The following is a 17,019-nucleotide window of genomic DNA, read 5'->3' on the forward strand; positions in this document are numbered from 1 at the left end:
TTTGGTTGGTGCTATTATTGTGCCGTTAAAAGCCGGAGTTCATGCTCAATATCCCCAAATAAGGGTCTGGTAATCGGCCAAGTCCAAAGCCGGGGGTTGAACTGCGCCTAGTTTAATTATACCATAATGCGGCCATTGTCTGCCTGTCTTTAGCCGGCTGCCGGAGAAAATGAATTGTACAGATAACAGCGCACGGTGTAAAATAAGTATAATGATAAACAAGCGGCTGCTCTCGCGCAGCGGCAATTTGGGGAGGTAACGCCATGCGACCAAAAGTCTTTATTTCCGGATTGATACCGCAGCTTGCGTATGAATTGCTGTCACAGGAATTTGATGTGACCATGCACCCTGATCTGCGGCTATTGTCCAAGGCTGAAATTATCGCCGGGTTGGCCGGCGCGGATGCTTTGCTGTCCTTACTTTCGGATCATATCGACGCCGAGATTATTCAGTCCAACCCCGGGTTAAAAATTATCGCCAATTACGGGGCCGGTTTTAATAACATTGATGTGGCTGCCGCCAGCGCCCGCAAAATACCGGTGACCAACACACCGCAGGTTTCTACCAATGCCACGGCGGACTTAACCTGGGGGCTGATGCTGGCCGTGGCCCGCCGGATTGTGGAAGGCGACAAGAATACCAGGGCCGGAAAATTTGGCGGCTGGGCGCCGCTGTATCACTTGGGAACGGAAGTAACGGGAAAAACACTGGGCATTATCGGCATGGGCAATATTGGCAAGGCCGTGGCCCGCCGGGCGCAGGGATTTGAAATGCCGGTTATTTATTACTCCCGGACCCGCTTAAGCCCGGAGCAGGAACAACAGCTGAATGCCGAATACTGTGAATTGAAGGATGTCATTGCCAAGGCCGATTTCCTGACGTTTCATGTAAGCTATCATCCTTCGCTGCGCCATTTGATCGGGGCAGAGCAACTGGCAAGCATGAAAAGCACGGCGTTTTTGATCAATGCCGCCCGCGGCCCGCTTGTCGATGAACAGGCGCTGTTAACTGCCCTTCAGAATAAAAGCATTGCCGGGGCCGGACTGGATGTTTATGAATTTGAGCCTGCGGTTACCGCTGGTCTGGAAGCACTGGACAATGTTGTGCTTTGCCCTCATCTGGGCAATGCCACAGTCGAGACCCGCGATCAAATGGCCGCTATCGCCGCGAGAAATATTATTGCCGTCCTCAAAGGCCAAAAGCCCATTAACTGTGTAAACCCGGAAATTTATAAATGAATTAGGTCAAAAAAAGTTCCGGCGTCGCTTTGGCTGCGCCGGAACTTTTTTGTTCATCCAAATTACAGTGCGCCGAATCCTTCCTGAACCCGCTTTGTGCCCTTCGCGCGGATCAAGCACAGTTCGCTATGCCTTGCTGCTCTGGCAGGCCGGCTGCAGGCCCAGGCCGGCAATGGTGTCCAGGTCCCGGCGGGCTCCCCGGCCGGAAGTGGTCAGGTAATTGCCGATCAGGGCGCCGTTGATGCCCGATAGATAGCCAAGCGGAACCAGCTCGCCGAGACTGTGTTCGCGGCCGCCGGCATAACGGATAATTTTGGCCGGCAGGATCAGGCGGAAGATGGCGAAAGTCTGGAGAATTTCCAGCGGTTTGAGGCGGGCGCTGTTTTCCAGCGGTGTCCCCTTAATGGGGTTGAGCACGTTAACCGGGACAGAGTCGGCATCAAGCTCTTTCAGGGTGAAGGCCAGTTCAATGCGCTGACGCCAGCTTTCCCCCATGCCGATAATGCCGCCTGAACAGACCTGCAGGCCCTGGGCCTTGATTCGTTTAATTGTGGCAATACGGTCTTGATACGTGTGGGTCGTGCAGATTTCCTGAAAGAAACTCTCGCTGGTTTCGAGGTTATGATGATACCGCGTGATACCGGCGTCCTTCAGCGCTTTTACGTGGTCTTCACGTAAGGTGCCCAGGGAACAGCAGCGGTTCAGCGCCGTTTCACGGCCGATTCGTTTGATGGCTTTGATAATTTTGTCAAAGTCGGGATCTCCTTCGGCGCCGCAGCCGGCAGTTACAATGCAGAAGCGGGAAGCGCCGTCCTGTTCGGCCTGCTTGGCGGCAGTGACAATGTCATCTTCGCTCATCAGGGGATATGCGGTGAACTGTACTTCGTTATGGTGAGCCGACTGGGCGCAGAATTTACAATTTTCCGAGCAGTTGCCCGAACGGGCGCTCACAATTTCACAGGTGTCGACAGCCTTGCCGGTGAACTGTTCCCGGACTTTATTGGCAACCCCCAGTAAAATGGGAATATCGGCTTCCTCAATTGCGGTAAGGGCCATTGCTTCGTCAAAAGTGAGTTCTTTGCCGCTTAACACCTTTCGGCCAAGTTCAAAAATTAAATCATAGCTCATTATCATGATCTCCTTTGTTACTCAGATACCGGTAGCTTTTATCAGGTACTAGGCCGGAAATAAACCGGCATCCGTTACCATGGTGAAGTCGGCCGGCGCAGCCCGCCCGGTGAAAGTAAGATAGTGGCCGACAATCAGGCCGTTGACGCCGGACAGCATTAAAGCTCCCTGCATGTCGCGGAGGTTGATTTCCCGGCCGCCGGCCGGCCGGATAACAACGCCCGGCAGAATAAACCGGAAAATGGCAAAGGTTTTGATACATTCCAGCGGCGTGGGCGGGACAGACTGCTCCAGGGCCGTGCCTTTGATCGGATTAAGAATATTCAGCGGCACGGAATGCACCCCGATTTCCCGCAGGGTAAACGCCAGGTCAATACGGTCCTGCCAACTTTCTCCCAGCCCGATGATGCCTCCGGTGCACAGTTCCAGGCCGGCGGACTGCGCTGCCTGAATTGTTGACAGACGGTCCTCAAAGGAGTGGGTGGTACAGATTTCGGGATAGAAACGGCGGCTGGTTTCAAGATTATGGGCATAGCGCCGGACTCCGGCGGCGGCCAGTATTTTCGCCTGATCAGGAGTAATGGCGCCAAGGTTGGCGCAGACCGACAGGTCTGTTTCCCGGTGAATTGCCTGAATAGCGGCGACAATGGCCAAAAACAGCGACTGGTTATCCATTCCCCTGCCGCTGGTTACAATGCTGGTGCGCTTGGCGCCGTTCGCCCGGGCCTGCCTGGCGGCATTGACGATAGCCTCGGTTGACAGTAGCGGATGGGCGGCTATGGCTGTCTGGTGATGAACAGACTGGGCGCAAAACTTACAGTTTTCAGAGCAGCGTCCTGTACGGGCGCTGATAATGCCGCACATATCAACTGTATTTCCGGCGAACTGTTGCCGGATTTTGTTGGCGTAAGCGGCTAGCAACGGGATATCCTGGTTTACCGTTGCCGTCAGCGCCAACGCTTCTTCAGAGGTGATGAACCGGCCGTTCAGAACTTTTTCCCCTAAATCGACAATGTCCAGTGCGTTCAGGTTCAGACCCTCCCTTCGGTCCGGTAGTTTAATCGTGCATATGTTAACCGTTAAAATTATTTTGGTTAACATATATATCATACAAGCTTGAATACCTGCTTGTAAATAGAAAGCAGGAAAAAATCTGCAGGCAGACCAGTGCCGCGCCAAGCTTGAAAATGCAAGTGAATAGGCAGCGGTATCTGCACAATTCGGGTTGCTGGGGTGCCGGAGTACGGCCGTAAACGCGAAAATCAGGCTGCAATTTGCTATTTCAATGAAAGAGAAGTATTGACTTTATCCATAGGGAGTGGTATTATCAATTTTGTAACAAAAAAATCTAAGCTCTTATCTAGAGAGGTCGAGGGACTGGCCCGATGACGCCCGGCAACCGGCAGTAATGTAGTGGTGCCAAATCCAGCAGGATTGTTACATCCTGAGAGATGAGAGGAAAGTTGTAACACGCAGGTGTGAACTCTTTTCCTCACGGAAAAGAGTTTTTTTTAGTTTTTGAAAGGATGGATCGCATGAGAAATTTTACTTCAGTCAAAGCCCAACAATTTACCGAATCAGTCATCCGTGAAATGTCCCGCGTGGCGGCGCAATATCAGGCGATTAATCTGGCTCAGGGATTTCCGGATTTTCCAGCGCCGGAGGAATTAAAGGCAGCGGCGGCCAGAGCCGTTTTTGCGGACCATAATCAGTATGCCGTTACCTGGGGTACGAAAGAGCTGCGGGATGCGATTGCCGCTAAGATCAGGCGCGATTATCAAGTGGAGTTTGACCCTGAACGGCAAATCACCGTTTGCTGCGGTGCGACCGAGGGAATGATCGCCGCCTTGCTTGCTACAATAAATCCCGGCGAGGAGGTCATAATTTTTGAGCCGTTTTATGAAAACTATGGCGCTGATGTGGTGCTGTGCGGCGCTATCCCCAAATACATAAAACTCAATGCGCCGGATTATGGTTTTGATTTTGCAGAGCTTAGAGCCGCTTTTACCGAAAAAACCAGAGCAATTATTATTAATACGCCGAATAATCCTACCGGCAAGGTTTTCCGCCGGGACGAGCTGGAGTTTATCGCCGGCTTATGCCGGGAGTTTGATGCCTTGGCCATTACGGATGAGATTTATGAGCATATTACTTACGATGGCGCTGCGCATATTCCAATGTGGACACTGCCGGAGATGGCCGAACGGACAATTGCCGTCAACAGCGTATCCAAAACTTACAGTGTCACCGGCTGGCGCATCGGTTTCGTAACAGCTTCGCCGGAAATCACGCAGGCGATCCGGAAAGTGCATGACTTTCTGACGGTGGGCGCTGCCGCTCCATTGCAGACTGCCGTAGTAGATGCTTTTAAGTTTGAGCCTGCGTATTACCGTGAACTGAGCGATTTTTATCAGGAACGCCGCGATTTTTTAATCAGCGCCCTGGAAGATGCCGGATTTAAATGCATTAAGCCTGCCGGTGCATATTACATCATGGCCGACATAACGCCGTTCGGCTATGATGACGATATAGAATTTACATATTTTCTAACCCGGGAAATTGGCGTGGCTGTGGTGCCTGGCTCGACGTTTTACCGCAGTACGACGACTGACGGCAATACTTATGTCAGATTTTGTTTTTGCAAAAACTTCGACACCTTGCAGTCAGCCGCCGGCAGGCTTGCTAAATTAAAAGCTTTGATCAAAAAATAAGGAGGAAAAACAGGATGAAAAAATACGGCAAACTTTTTGTTTTGACACTTACGCTTGCGCTCAGCTTAAGCCTATTGGCAGGCTGCGGCGGGCAGAAACAGGCGGCAGTTCCGGATAAGCCGCTTAAAATCGGAGTTACTGCCGGGCCTCATGCCGAAATTATGGATGTTGTTAAGAAAGCCGCCGAGCAGGACGGACTGAAAATTGAGGTTGTGGAATTTAATGATTATATTCAGCCGAATGTTGCGCTGAATCAGGGCGATATTGATTTAAACAGCTATCAGCACCAGCCTTTCCTGGATAACCAGGTGAAAGACCGCGGGTATCAGATTGAATCGATTGCGAAAACGGTTATTTTCCCTATGGGCCTTTATTCTAAAAAATTCAACAATATTGCCGATGTTCAGCCGGGAGCCACAGTGGCTATTCCCAATGATCCGACCAATGGCGGCCGCGCGCTGTTTGTTCTGGAAAAAGCCGGTTTCATTAAACTTAAACCCAATGCCGGTCTGAGCGCCACCGCCGCCGATATTGCCGAAAATCCTAAAAATATCAAAGTAAGAGAACTGGAGGCGGCGCAAATCCCGCGTTCACTGGACGATGTTGATTTTGCGGCCATCAACACCAACTATGCTGTTGTGGCCGGTCTGGTGCCGACCCGTGACGCCCTGGTCATTGAAGATGCCAATTCTCCCTATGCCAATGTCATTGCTGTCCGTACGCAGGACAAAGATCATCCGGCGTATCAAAAGCTGATTAAGGCTTACCATTCGGAAGAAGTGAAAAAATTCCTGGCCGATCATTTCAAAGGTTCGGTAGTTGCGGCCTGGTAATTTGTCTGAAGGAGAAAAACAATGATTGAACTTTTGCAAATTGAAAAAGTGTATCAAGGGGCAGGGGCGGCTGTTCATGCCATTAAAGGCATTGATCTGTCGGTCCGGCGCGGCGAAATTTACGGGGTTATCGGGAAAAGCGGCGCCGGCAAAAGTACGCTTATTCGTTGCATTAACATGCTGGAACGGCCGACCGGCGGCCGGGTAATGGTCGACGGTCAGGATTTAACCATAATGAGCGAACGCCAGCTGCGTGAAGCCCGCAAGCAAATGGGCATGATTTTCCAGCATTTTAATTTGCTGTCATCCCGTACGGTTTATGACAATATTGCCTTTCCGCTGGAACTGGCCGGCAAAAGCCGGGCTGAAATCGAGCAAGAAGTTGCGCCGCTCCTGGATTTAGTCGGTTTGACCGATAAGCGTGATCAGTATCCCGCGCAATTAAGCGGCGGTCAGAAGCAGCGGGTGGGTATTGCCAGAGCGCTGGCCAACAGGCCGAAGGTATTATTATGCGATGAGGCTACCTCGGCCCTGGACCCGCAGACCACCAAATCAATTTTAGAATTGCTCAAGGATATTAACCGCAAGCTTCAGCTGACCATTGTGTTGATCACGCATGAGATGCAAGTCATTAAAGAAATCTGCGACAAAGTGGCGGTAATTGAAAACGGCGTCATTATTGAGCAGGGGCCGGTGTTGGATATTTTCACCAAACCTCAGTCCAGCACCACCCGTGAATTTATCAGTGCGATTATCAACCACGATATTCCGGCTATTTTCGCCGACACCGCATTCTCGCCGACGCCGCTGCCGGACAGTACGCTGGTTATCAGACTGTCGTTCATTGGCGATTCGGCGGAAGAACCGGTGATTGCCGGGCTGATCAGACGGTTTAATGTTGACGCCAACATTATTTACGGCAATGTTGACCATATTCAGAGCACGCCTTATGGTACGCTGGTCATTGAAATCTCCGGCGAACCGCAGGGCATTGAAAATGCTTTGAATTATTTACAGGCCCGCAAGCTGGGAATTGAGGTGATTGGCTATGTCACAAGACATGATCGAGCTGCTGGTTAAGGCTTTATGGGAAACTACCTATATGGTTGCCGTCTCCTCGGCGATTGCGGCCCTGCTGGGTATTCCGCTGGGGGTTGTCCTGATTACCACCGACAAGGGCCATATCATGCAAAATCTTCCGCTGAACCGGATTCTGGGGGCGATTGTCAATGCGGCCCGCTCCACGCCATTTATTATTTTAATGGTTGCGATTATTCCCCTGACCCGCCTGCTGGTAGGTACCTCAATCGGCACCGATGCGGCGATTGTGCCGCTTAGTATTGCGGCAATTCCGTTTGTGGGGCGGCTGGTGGAAACCTCGCTAAAAGAAGTCGAATACGGGGTCATTGAAGCGGCTCAGGCGATGGGCGCCACGCCCTGGCAGATTATTGTCAAGGTGCTCATTCCAGAGGCATTGCCATCTATCGTGCTTGGCCTGACCATTATGGTCATTAGCCTGATTGGTTATTCGGCAATGGCCGGTGCAATTGGCGGCGGCGGTTTGGGCGATTTAGCCATCCGGTATGGCTATCAGCGCTTCAGGGTTGATATCATGCTGGCTACCGTAGTTATTCTGATTGCTCAGGTTCAAATTGTTCAGTCGGTCGGAGATTATGCTTCGCGCCGGCTGAACAAAAAATAGGAAATGCGACTATCCTGCCGTTTTTTCAGCCTTAACACGATAGTGGCGTTTCCCAAAAAATAATAGGGGGGCTTCTTGTGAAAAAGATTGCGTTGTTTATGTTAGTGGTATTGGCCTTGGCCGGTATGGCGGCCGGTTGCGGCAATACCAAGCAGGCTGCGGCGCCTGCCGGTAAAACTGTGGTCAAAATCGGGGCTACTGCTGTTCCTCATGCTGAAATTCTGCAAGTGATTAAGCCTGCTCTGGACCAAGAGGGCGTTGATTTGCAAATCGTTGAGATGACTGACTATGTAAGACCAAATCTGGCGGTTGCCGACAAAGAACTGGATGCGAATTTTTTCCAGCACATCCCTTATCTTGACAAATTCGCCGGTGAACGCAATTTGCAACTGGCGAATATAGCCGCGATACACATTGAGCCGATGGGTATTTATTCCCATAAAATTAAAACAATCGGTGAACTGGCCAATGGAGCCGAAATTGCTATTCCCAACGATCCCAGCAATGGCGGCCGCGCTCTGGCTTTACTGGCTAAAGCGGGCGTAATCACGTTGAAAGAAGGCGCGGGGGTCAATGCTACCGTCAGCGACATTACCGCAAATGCCAAGAATGTAAAAATCCGCGAACTGGAAGCTCCCCAACTGCCGCGGGCGCTCGAAGATGTAGCGGCCGCCGTAATTAACACCAACTATGCCCTGGAAGCTAAGCTGGTGCCAACCAGGGATGCGCTGGTGATTGAACAGAACGATTCTCCCTATGTAAACATTCTGGTTGTCCGTAAAGGCGACGAGAATCGGCCGGAAATTCAAAAACTGGCCAAAGCTCTGACTTCACCTGAAGTCAAGAAATTTATTACGGAAAAATATCAGGGCGCGGTAGTGCCGGCGTTCTAAAAAATTTAAACATAGCAGGCTGATCCCCCCTTCATTCCGAAGGGGGGGATTTTACAAAGCAGCGGGGTGGATTAATGAAATTTGAATCAAAAACAGTTCATATTGGCGTTTGTACCGACGATACCGGTGCAATCAGCACACCGATTTATCAGTCCGCCACTTTCCGGCACCCGGCTTTAGGGCAGAGCACCGGTTATGATTATACCCGCAGTCAGAATCCCACCCGCAAGGTGCTGGAGGAAGGAATCGCCAGACTGGAAGAGGGGGCGGCCGGCTATGCCTTTTCATCCGGCATGGCCGCGGTGACGGCGGTATTGATGTTATACGCCGCGGGCGACCATGTCATTGTAGTCGAAGACTGCTATGGCGGCACTTACCGGGTGCTGGATCAGGTGTTTGCCCGGTTTGGGCTGTCGGTAACCTTTGTGGACGGCAGCAATACCCGGGAAGTGGCTCAGGCTGTTCAACATAACACCAGGGCAATTATTGTGGAGACTCCAACCAATCCCTTAATGAAAATTGCTGATATCCGCGCAATGGTTGAGTTGGCTAAAGCCGCTGACGCGCACTGTATTGTTGACAATACTTTTCTGACGCCGTATTTTCAGCGTCCGCTCACCCTGGGGGCGGATTTGGTTATCCATAGCGGGACGAAATATCTGGCCGGTCACAATGATTTAGTCTGTGGCCTGGTGGTAGCCAGGGAAGCCGAATTGGCCGAACAGGTAAAATATATACAGAATTCCACCGGCGCTATTTTAAGTCCCAATGACAGCTGGTTGTTAATGCGCAGTATGAAAACACTGGCCTTAAGGATGGAAAAACATAACGCCAACGCCTTGGCGGTGGCAGAGTGGCTGGCGGGCCATCCGGCGGTCAAGGCGGTATATTACCCCGGCTTAACCGGCCATCCAGGAAAATGTATTCACGAATCTCAGGCCACAGGCTATGGCGGAATGCTGTCATTTACCGTAGCCGGCGCCCGGGAGGCGGCTGCTGTTTTGGAAAAGGTCAAACTGGTGCGGTTCGCCGAAAGTCTGGGCGGGGTGGAAACCCTGATTACCCTGCCGGCTGTTCAAACGCATGCCGATGTGCCGCCTGCGGTACGTGAGCGTCTGGGGATAACCGACCGGTTGCTGCGGTTATCTGTGGGCATTGAAGCGGCTGAGGATATCATTGCCGATTTGGCGCAAGCCTTGGAGTGGCAGGCGGCAGAGTAAAGCTTGCATTGGGGGGATATCGTTGAAAAAAGCGAGCGAATTTCCAAAAATTGTCCATGACGTTATTGAGCAGGCAATCATTGACGTTCATTTTGGTTCACTTACCTTAATTGTTCAGGACGCAAGAGTTGTTCAGATTGAACGTACGGAGAAGATATTGCTCACAGCGAAAGGCGGCAATTCAACCGGCAGTAAAAAAAGCGCCGAAGGCTTAAAAATTGTCCGTTCAAAGATTTTATCGGAAATAGCCGGCCTGCAATATGGTCAGGTGCTGATCAAAATTCAGGACGGAAAAATTGTTCAGCTGGAAAAGACTGAAAAGCGCCGTTTCCCTGAAGTCGAGGGGCTTTACGGGGACGGCATATAACCGCCGCCAGGAAGAATAAGATAAATTGTTTCGATGGAGAAAAAGGTATTGACAATGGCCGGGAACAGGCCTATACTAAACTTAATAACTTATTGTTTTAGCTGATCAGACGACTGAAGGCTAAGGAAATGTTCCGCTGGAACGTCCTTAGCCTTTTTATATGGGAATTATTGTTGGTCAGTTATCGTTCAGGGATATACATAAAGTTGTTTTGACGGCAGCTTCGGGTAAAAACTATTTTAGATAAAATAAATATTTCGGGAGGAATAAAACAATGGCAAAAGTAGCAAAAAATTTAACTGATTTAATTGGCAACACACCACTGCTGGAACTGGGAAATTTTAATGAGAGCAAGGGCCTGCCGGCGAAAGTGATTGCCAAACTTGAGTATTTCAATCCGCTCAGCAGCGTAAAAGACCGTATCGGCTATTCCATGATCAAGGACGCTGAGGACAAAGGACGTATTAATAAAGACAGTGTGATTATTGAGCCTACCAGCGGCAATACCGGCGTGGCCCTGGCGTTTGTGGCGGCTGCAAAGGGTTATAAATTAATCCTGACAATGCCGGAAACAATGAGTATTGAACGCCGTAATTTGCTAAAAGCCCTGGGCGCCGAACTTGTGCTGACTCCCGGACCGGCCGGCATGAAAGGCGCAATTCAGAAAGCCGAGGAATTGGCTGCCGAAACGCCAAACTCGATCATCCTGCAGCAGTTTGAAAATCCGGCCAACCCCGACTACCACCGGAAGACTACAGCCGAAGAAATTTGGCGTGATACCGACGGTAAGGTAGATATTTTCGTGTCAGGTGTAGGTACCGGCGGCACCATCACCGGTGTAGGCGAAGTACTGAAAGCCAAAAATCCCGCAGTCAAAATTGTTGCGGTTGAGCCGGCTGATTCCCCGGTATTATCCGGTGGAAAGCCTGGTCCGCATAAAATTCAGGGAATTGGCGCAGGTTTCGTGCCCGGGGTTTTCAATAAAGATGTTGTTGACGAGATTTTCCCGGTGCAAAACGATGAAGCTTTCGCCACAGCCCGTGAGCTTGCCAAGACAGAAGGCTTGCTTGTTGGCATTTCCAGCGGCGCCGCTGCTTTTGCAGCAAGTCAGCTGGCCCTGAAACCCGAAAACAAGGGCAAGACCATTGTCGTGCTGCTGCCTGATACCGGTGAGCGGTATTTATCGACAGTTTTATTCCAACAGGATTAATCGAAAGACGATGGCCGTCGCGCCATCGTCTTTTTTTATTCGGCCTGCTTAGACAGCAGGCCTTTTCGTTTGCCTGAAACCGTCGAGCAGCCGGCCGGAAAAGAAGAAATTTGTATCTTTCGACCGGGAGCCGGTTATTTTACTAATGTAGCTTGTTTGCAAAAGGAGGTGTGCCGGTGATTTCAACCAAGGAGCTGCTCGATCTTGAAAGTTATCTGCGTTTTCAGCGGACGCATATTCAAACGCTGGAGTACCTGCATCATACAGTCAGGGATACGGAGAGTAAACAATACCTGCTTGATCTGGTTAAAAAAAATCAGAACCAGTTTAGCACAATCAGCAAACATATCAATGCCGGGCAACCTATGTACCCCTGAACAAGAGCGCGATACCCACCGCGCTCTTGTGTCAAGGGGACGTCTTGTGTCAAGGGGACGGAGTTGTTGACACTATTTTACAATAAATGTAAAATAGGCTTGAAGGAGGGATTTCCATGCCGAGAAAAGCCAGGCAGAAAAGCGAAAGCGGGATTTATCATATCGTAATGCGCGGAATAAACAGGCAGAATATCTTTGAAGATGAAGAAGATTGTATGAAGTTTATGCAGACCATCCAGAAATATAAAGAGAAAAGCAGATATGAAGTGTATGCCTATTGCTTAATGGGAAATCATGTGCATCTACTATTGAAAATTGGACAAGAACCGCTGGAACAGGTAATGCGACGGATATGCGGCAGCTATGTATTTTGGTACAATACAAAATACCAGAGAGTGGGCAATTTGTTTCAGGACAGATTCAAAAGTGAACCGGTCGAAGATGATATTTATTTGCTAAGCGTACAAAGATATATCCATCAGAATCCAGTTGACGCAGGCCTGGCAAAGCGCGTCGGACAATATCAATGGAGCAGTTTTACCGAATATACGACTACAGCTAAAGTAGCGGATACGGATTTTATTCTCGGAATATTCAATGCCGACAGAGCGGCGGCAATTAAGAGGTTTATACAACATAACCAAGAAGTGAAGGCTGTAGTATGCTTAGACTCAGACAATAAGGAAAAGCCTCGGATGATGGATGAGGAGGCCCGGAGAATCATTAGAGAAGCTTGTAATATAAAGAATCCTGCGGAGTTGCAGCACCTTGAAAAAGTAATAAGAAATACATATCTGAGAGAGCTGAAAGAAACCTATTGTTTATCAATTAGACAAATTGAAAGGATTACGGGTATTAATAGAGGGGTTGTGTTAAGAGCATAGAGTGGGCCGTTTTTTTGCTTTCGTGTACCTAACACGGCAGGAAGAATAGAATGATTATAGGCACACTTGCCGTTCTGACTCTTTCAATACAGTATTGGGAGGAGGTGTGTCAACAACCCCGTCCCCTTGACACGGATACGTGGAATGTTTGACACGGTGTGCTAATGATTGACAGATTATTTTAACAACTGTTATAATGAAAGTGATAATCATTATCTTGCATTTCTGATAAGTGAGGGTTCAAGATGGTTAAAGAAACGGTTGGGAGACAAATTTCCGGCGGCAATGCGGAGCTTTTATCTAAATGGCTGGTATTAGAGCTGGCCGCCACGATCATTGGCAGCAAGCCCTCAACAATCCTGTCCATTGCGGATACCAGCAATCGCCCTTTGCTGACGCTGTGGCGTCAGTTTGGCCCGAGGCTGTTGGCGGGAAGCCCGGTCTGTTATTTTGTTTTAAAAGAGACCCCGAGCCGGCTGGCGATTTTATTTTACCGGCGTGCAATACTGGAACAATGTATCAATGCGCCGGAACATAAGGAGTTTCTGTTCAGGCATAATTACCCGGTTGAAGGTGGTCTCAATGCTTGTCTGAGGCATCTTAAGCGAAAGTTTACCGAAACTTGTCCTCACGAATTCGGGCTATTGCTGGGGATACCGCTAAAGGATGTACTGGGGTTTATGGGTTTATCTGATCAGCCGCTGTGTTGCCGGGGCTGCTGGCATATTTATGGTAATCCCGAGTGTTCACTGGAGGTAATGAAAAAATTTAATGACGACCGGGCGGTTGTGGCAGGCTGGCTGGATAGCGGCTACGAACCTTATCTGGTTTTGGCTTGCCGGCAGGACGGAATGGCAACCCTGGTTTCCTGATTTGCACTAATTCTTTATATAACGAGTAATAGTCAGGCGGCTTATCGCCGAAGGAGCGCTTTTACATGCGATTTGCATTTTGAGGCGCTCCATTTAATTTTCTGGAGATAAATAAGAACAGCAGTCCTTGGTGTATAATGAGAACAAAGCGCTAGCATCGCTTAAATCTTGCGATTAGAATGCGAGGATTTTTGGCCCTGCGAGGCGGAGAAGGCGCGCATATCGGCCATATGTAAAGTGACGATAAAGAAAACGCGGTTTGTACCGAGCGCAGCGCAGGCGGAAACCGTTGTTGCCCTTATGCCGTTACGGCCACGAAGCAGGGCGGAGAAAGACTGCAGGCTAAGTCAAATTGTTTGAGTGACGCACGATACTAGCTAAATAACATATAATGTGAAGGTGAGGCCGATGAATCAGTACTTGGTGTTAATTGTTGAAGATGATGAAAAACTGGCGGTATTGCTGCAAACCTATTTCGAAAAAAATAATTTCGCCACACTGGTCGCTCATGATGGCCTGACCGGTGTGCAATTGGTGCATGAGCGCCAGCCCGATCTGCTTGTCCTTGACCTGATGCTGCCGGGAATAGACGGCTGGGAAGTGTGCCGGCGGATTAGAAAAAATAATGATGTCCCCATTATTATGCTTACAGCCCGCGATGAAGAAACCGACCGCCTGATTGGTCTGGAAATTGGCGCTGATGATTATGTAACAAAACCATTCAGCCCGCGGGAGGTTGTTGCCAGGGCTAAGGTAATTCTGCGGCGTACTTATAAGCAGCCGCCCAGTCAGCTGGTTAGAGCAGGCAATGTACTGATTGATATAGACCGTCACGAGGTGCGCAAAGACGAGGGGCTGATCGATCTTACGCCAACTGAATTCAAGATTCTGGAATTGTTTGCGGTCAACTGCGGACGTGTGCTAAGCCGGCTGCAAATTGTCGAGAAGATTCAGGATTATGCTTTTGATGGTTATGAACGGACGATTGACGCTCATGTTAAAAATCTGCGGCGCAAGCTGGAGGATAATCCGAAAGAGCCGCGGCTTATCCAAACGGTCTATGGCGTGGGCTATAAATTGATGGGCAGTGGTGACGGCAATGAATAGTATTACATACCGTATCAACGGTTTGATGTTTTTACTGGTGGGGCTGACTGTGGTTATTTTGGTCTATCTGGCTGAAGCGCAAATGACGGGTCTGTTTCACGAGTATCTAACCGCCAATGAAGCTTATGGCCCAGGCGGACTGACCGGCGCTGAAGGGATTATAATGGGGCTGCCGGAGCAGGTGTTTCTGGCTTCAGTGCACCGTTCGCTGATCTGGGTCGGCCTGGCCCTGATTGTGGCCGCTTTCGGCGCCAGCTTTGCGCTGGCCCGCAGCATTACCATACCTTTGCGCAAGCTGGCAACTGCGGTGGAACAGATTGAAAAAGGTAATTTTGAACAGCATATCGCTGTAGAGTCTCAGGATGAAGTCGGCCATCTGGCAATGGCAATTAATCGAATGAATGATGCGCTCAATCAAAACAACCGTTTGCGCCAGCGGCTGCTGGCCGATGTGGCCCATGAGCTGAGAACGCCGCTGTCGGTAATCCAGGGCAACCTTGAAGGAATGCTGGAAGGGGTTGTGGATATTAATCAGACTCAGCTTAGTTCGCTATATGATGAAACGGTCCATTTAAACCGGCTGATTAAAGATTTGCGGGATTTATCGCTGGCTGAGGCCGGGCAATTGTTATTAGAGCGGCAGTTGACCGATATCAACCAATTGATTGATAAAGTGGTGCATATGCTGGAGCCGCAGGCTGAAGAGAAGGCGATTGTCTTTGCGAATCATCTGCAGCCGGTACCGGCTGTGCTGGTTGACGCCGGACGGATCAATCAGATTCTGTATAATTTGTTGACCAATGCCTTACGGCATACTCCGCGGCAAGGACAAATCAGCATTACAACAGCATTAACGACAGAGGCTGGCCAGCAGTGGTTAAAGGTAACGGTAGCTGATAACGGAACCGGCATCTCCGCCGAGGATTTACCGTTTATTTTCAATCATTTTTACCGGGCGGACAAGGCCCGCGACCGTAGAAGCGGCGGGTCCGGGATCGGACTGGCAATTGTCAAGCAGCTGGCGGATGTGCATGGCGGGAAAGTGACGGTAGAGAGCACACGGGGGCTGGGCAGCAGTTTTGCGGTATATTTGCCGGTCGCCTAACGAAAATTAAGAGGTTTATCTGTTGAGGCTCGCAGCGGAACGGTATCGTTCGCTAAGGGCCTTTTTTGTTTAACTTTCGATGGCCTTGTAAACCTACATGTCCGAAAAGGCAAGGGTAATTCCAAATATGTAAAAGATTGGATAGGTGGAGGGGATATTTGTGTTAGCAGGAAATTTCTGGAGCTTACATAAATGGAGGAATGATGAGTAAATAGAAGTAAAGCTGTGAAAAAAAGAACTATATTAAAAATTTGAACAAATCATTGAACTATTGTAAATAGTTTGTTACAATGGGCAGTGACTACTTAAAATACTTAAATAAATTAAAAAAGTTTCGTTATGGTTCGTTTGGTTGCCACAGCCAGGTTTGGCTGTGGCGGTGAATCGCTTTTCAATACAGGATCTGAATTGTTATTATCACTGCCGCATGCTGGTGGCCGGCAATATTCATTGCATGATACTGCGTGAGGTGCGGTATGAGCATGAATGGCATGAACGCAAAGACCAGGTACTGCCAGCTAGGGGTTGTTTTCAACTGGGCGGCAGCCTGACCAGCGGGCATGGCCTAGGCGCTTTTTACCTAAGTCAAGGCGTAAGAATAAATAAACCGGCCAATATGACCGGCTGGTGGATCAGGTAAACGGACAGGGAATGCCGTCCCAGCCAATTGAGGGGATTGGCGAACTGATACCGGACCGGCACCAGCGCCCGCCGCGCGTGATACAGAAGCCTGCCTGCCGCCGTTCCCAGCAAGAAAACGCCATACCAGGGGAACAGCGGGTAATAGTCCAGCGAGGCGAAAGAAGGGCTGGTGAGCCCAACTACTAATAAATAGTCAGTGGTTACAGTCATTCTTGTCATTAGATTGCCGGCGAGGAGGACGATGAAGCCGCAGGCGGCGGTCAAGGCTGGCGGCAATCTGCGGATCAGCGGGCTGGATAGCAAACTGACGCCTAATAAATGCAGGATTCCAAAGCGGATATACAGCGCTGGCTGGTAAAGGTAGGTCATTAGGGTAATCGCCAGGCCCCATCCCAGCAGGAGCAGGCCGTGGCGGAACGGGGCCGAGCCGAGCGTGCTGCTGATGCCGCAGATTAGAATGAATATCAGGGCGGCAGTCTTGCCGATATAAAACCAGAAGCCGCTCAGGTAGTTGAACTGATATGAATAATAGGCAGTCAGGTCAAAAATAATATGAAACATTATCATAAGCAGTATGGCCGCTCCCCGGACCAAGTCAATTTCCCAGATTCGTTGTTGTCGCATATTTTGCTTCCTTTTTCATTATTATAATGTATAGTAACACAGGTCGAAAGGCAATCACAAGGCCTGATTTGGCAAAGAACCGGCTAGAGAAAGAACGGCTGGTTCG

Annotated in this window: 17 protein-coding genes and 1 riboswitch; of the genes, 14 read left to right on the top strand and 3 right to left on the bottom strand. The window is 49.8% G+C overall.

All coding sequences use genetic code 11. The features are described from left to right. The first annotated feature begins 263 nt into the window (after positions 1-263). Complete coding sequence (locus tag BLR06_RS06870) at positions 264-1,238, top strand: 2-hydroxyacid dehydrogenase family protein (protein WP_092070384.1); 975 nt, start codon at positions 264-266, stop codon at positions 1,236-1,238. Between the two features lie 126 nt (positions 1,239-1,364). Here BLR06_RS06870 and bioB (BLR06_RS06875) read toward each other — a convergent pair whose 3' ends face one another. Continuing rightward, positions 1,365-2,369 (bottom strand): biotin synthase BioB, encoded by a 1,005-nt coding sequence (gene bioB, locus BLR06_RS06875; protein WP_092071129.1) that lies wholly within the window; start codon positions 2,367-2,369, stop codon positions 1,365-1,367. 45 nt (positions 2,370-2,414) lie between these two features. After that, the gene (gene bioB, locus BLR06_RS06880) at positions 2,415-3,395 is read right to left on the bottom strand and encodes a biotin synthase BioB (protein WP_092071132.1); all 981 of its coding nucleotides are present in this window, start codon (positions 3,393-3,395) and stop codon (positions 2,415-2,417) included. 324 nt (positions 3,396-3,719) lie between these two features. Next, positions 3,720-3,824, top strand: a riboswitch (SAM riboswitch). A 77-nt stretch (positions 3,825-3,901) separates the two neighbouring features. Between bioB (BLR06_RS06880) and BLR06_RS06885 the strand changes: the two genes are divergently transcribed. From BLR06_RS06885 to BLR06_RS06945, 13 genes are all read left to right on the top strand, one after another. After that, on the top strand, positions 3,902-5,077 hold the full coding sequence (locus BLR06_RS06885) for a pyridoxal phosphate-dependent aminotransferase (protein ID WP_092070387.1): 1,176 nt from the start codon (positions 3,902-3,904) through the stop codon (positions 5,075-5,077). 14 nt (positions 5,078-5,091) lie between these two features. Next, the gene (locus BLR06_RS06890) at positions 5,092-5,910 is read left to right on the top strand and encodes a MetQ/NlpA family ABC transporter substrate-binding protein (protein ID WP_092070390.1); all 819 of its coding nucleotides are present in this window, start codon (positions 5,092-5,094) and stop codon (positions 5,908-5,910) included. Positions 5,911-5,931: 21 nt separating this feature from the next. Continuing rightward, on the top strand, positions 5,932-6,990 hold the full coding sequence (locus BLR06_RS06895; RefSeq protein WP_092070394.1) for a methionine ABC transporter ATP-binding protein: 1,059 nt from the start codon (positions 5,932-5,934) through the stop codon (positions 6,988-6,990). Continuing rightward, positions 6,959-7,612, top strand: coding sequence for a methionine ABC transporter permease (locus tag BLR06_RS06900; protein ID WP_092070397.1), 654 nt, complete (start codon positions 6,959-6,961; stop codon positions 7,610-7,612). The genes BLR06_RS06895 and BLR06_RS06900 overlap by 32 nt, the downstream gene beginning before the upstream one ends. Positions 7,613-7,689: 77 nt before the next feature. Further along, positions 7,690-8,505, top strand: coding sequence for a MetQ/NlpA family ABC transporter substrate-binding protein (locus tag BLR06_RS06905; protein WP_092070400.1), 816 nt, complete (start codon positions 7,690-7,692; stop codon positions 8,503-8,505). A 74-nt stretch (positions 8,506-8,579) separates the two neighbouring features. Then, positions 8,580-9,725 (top strand): trans-sulfuration enzyme family protein, encoded by a 1,146-nt coding sequence (locus BLR06_RS06910; RefSeq protein WP_092070403.1) that lies wholly within the window; start codon positions 8,580-8,582, stop codon positions 9,723-9,725. Positions 9,726-9,747: 22 nt separating this feature from the next. Next, positions 9,748-10,092 (top strand): YezD family protein, encoded by a 345-nt coding sequence (locus tag BLR06_RS06915; protein WP_092070406.1) that lies wholly within the window; start codon positions 9,748-9,750, stop codon positions 10,090-10,092. 274 nt (positions 10,093-10,366) lie between these two features. Then, positions 10,367-11,302 (top strand): cysteine synthase A, encoded by a 936-nt coding sequence (gene cysK, locus BLR06_RS06920; protein ID WP_092070409.1) that lies wholly within the window; start codon positions 10,367-10,369, stop codon positions 11,300-11,302. A 176-nt stretch (positions 11,303-11,478) separates the two neighbouring features. Continuing rightward, complete coding sequence (locus BLR06_RS06925) at positions 11,479-11,679, top strand: hypothetical protein (RefSeq protein ID WP_092070411.1); 201 nt, start codon at positions 11,479-11,481, stop codon at positions 11,677-11,679. A 116-nt stretch (positions 11,680-11,795) separates the two neighbouring features. Beyond that, a complete protein-coding gene (locus BLR06_RS06930) occupies positions 11,796-12,563 on the top strand; it encodes a transposase (protein WP_092070414.1) in 768 nt (255 codons plus the stop codon). A 245-nt stretch (positions 12,564-12,808) separates the two neighbouring features. Further along, positions 12,809-13,435, top strand: a complete 627-nt coding sequence (locus BLR06_RS06935) for a DUF3793 family protein (RefSeq protein ID WP_092070417.1) — start codon at positions 12,809-12,811, stop codon at positions 13,433-13,435. Positions 13,436-13,843: 408 nt separating this feature from the next. Beyond that, on the top strand, positions 13,844-14,542 hold the full coding sequence (locus tag BLR06_RS06940; protein ID WP_092070419.1) for a response regulator transcription factor: 699 nt from the start codon (positions 13,844-13,846) through the stop codon (positions 14,540-14,542). Continuing rightward, entirely contained in the window at positions 14,535-15,647 is a 1,113-nt protein-coding gene (locus BLR06_RS06945; RefSeq protein WP_092070422.1) for a sensor histidine kinase, read from the top strand. Before BLR06_RS06940 ends, BLR06_RS06945 begins: the two co-directional genes overlap by 8 nt. A 585-nt stretch (positions 15,648-16,232) precedes the next feature. Here the strand turns inward: BLR06_RS06945 and BLR06_RS06950 are convergent. After that, on the bottom strand, positions 16,233-16,913 hold the full coding sequence (locus tag BLR06_RS06950) for a heparan-alpha-glucosaminide N-acetyltransferase (protein WP_092070425.1): 681 nt from the start codon (positions 16,911-16,913) through the stop codon (positions 16,233-16,235). Between the last annotated feature and the right edge of the window lie 106 nt (positions 16,914-17,019).

It is taken from the genome of Dendrosporobacter quercicolus (assembly GCF_900104455.1).
In the GTDB taxonomy this organism is placed as follows: Bacteria; Bacillota; Negativicutes; order DSM-1736; family Dendrosporobacteraceae; genus Dendrosporobacter; species Dendrosporobacter quercicolus.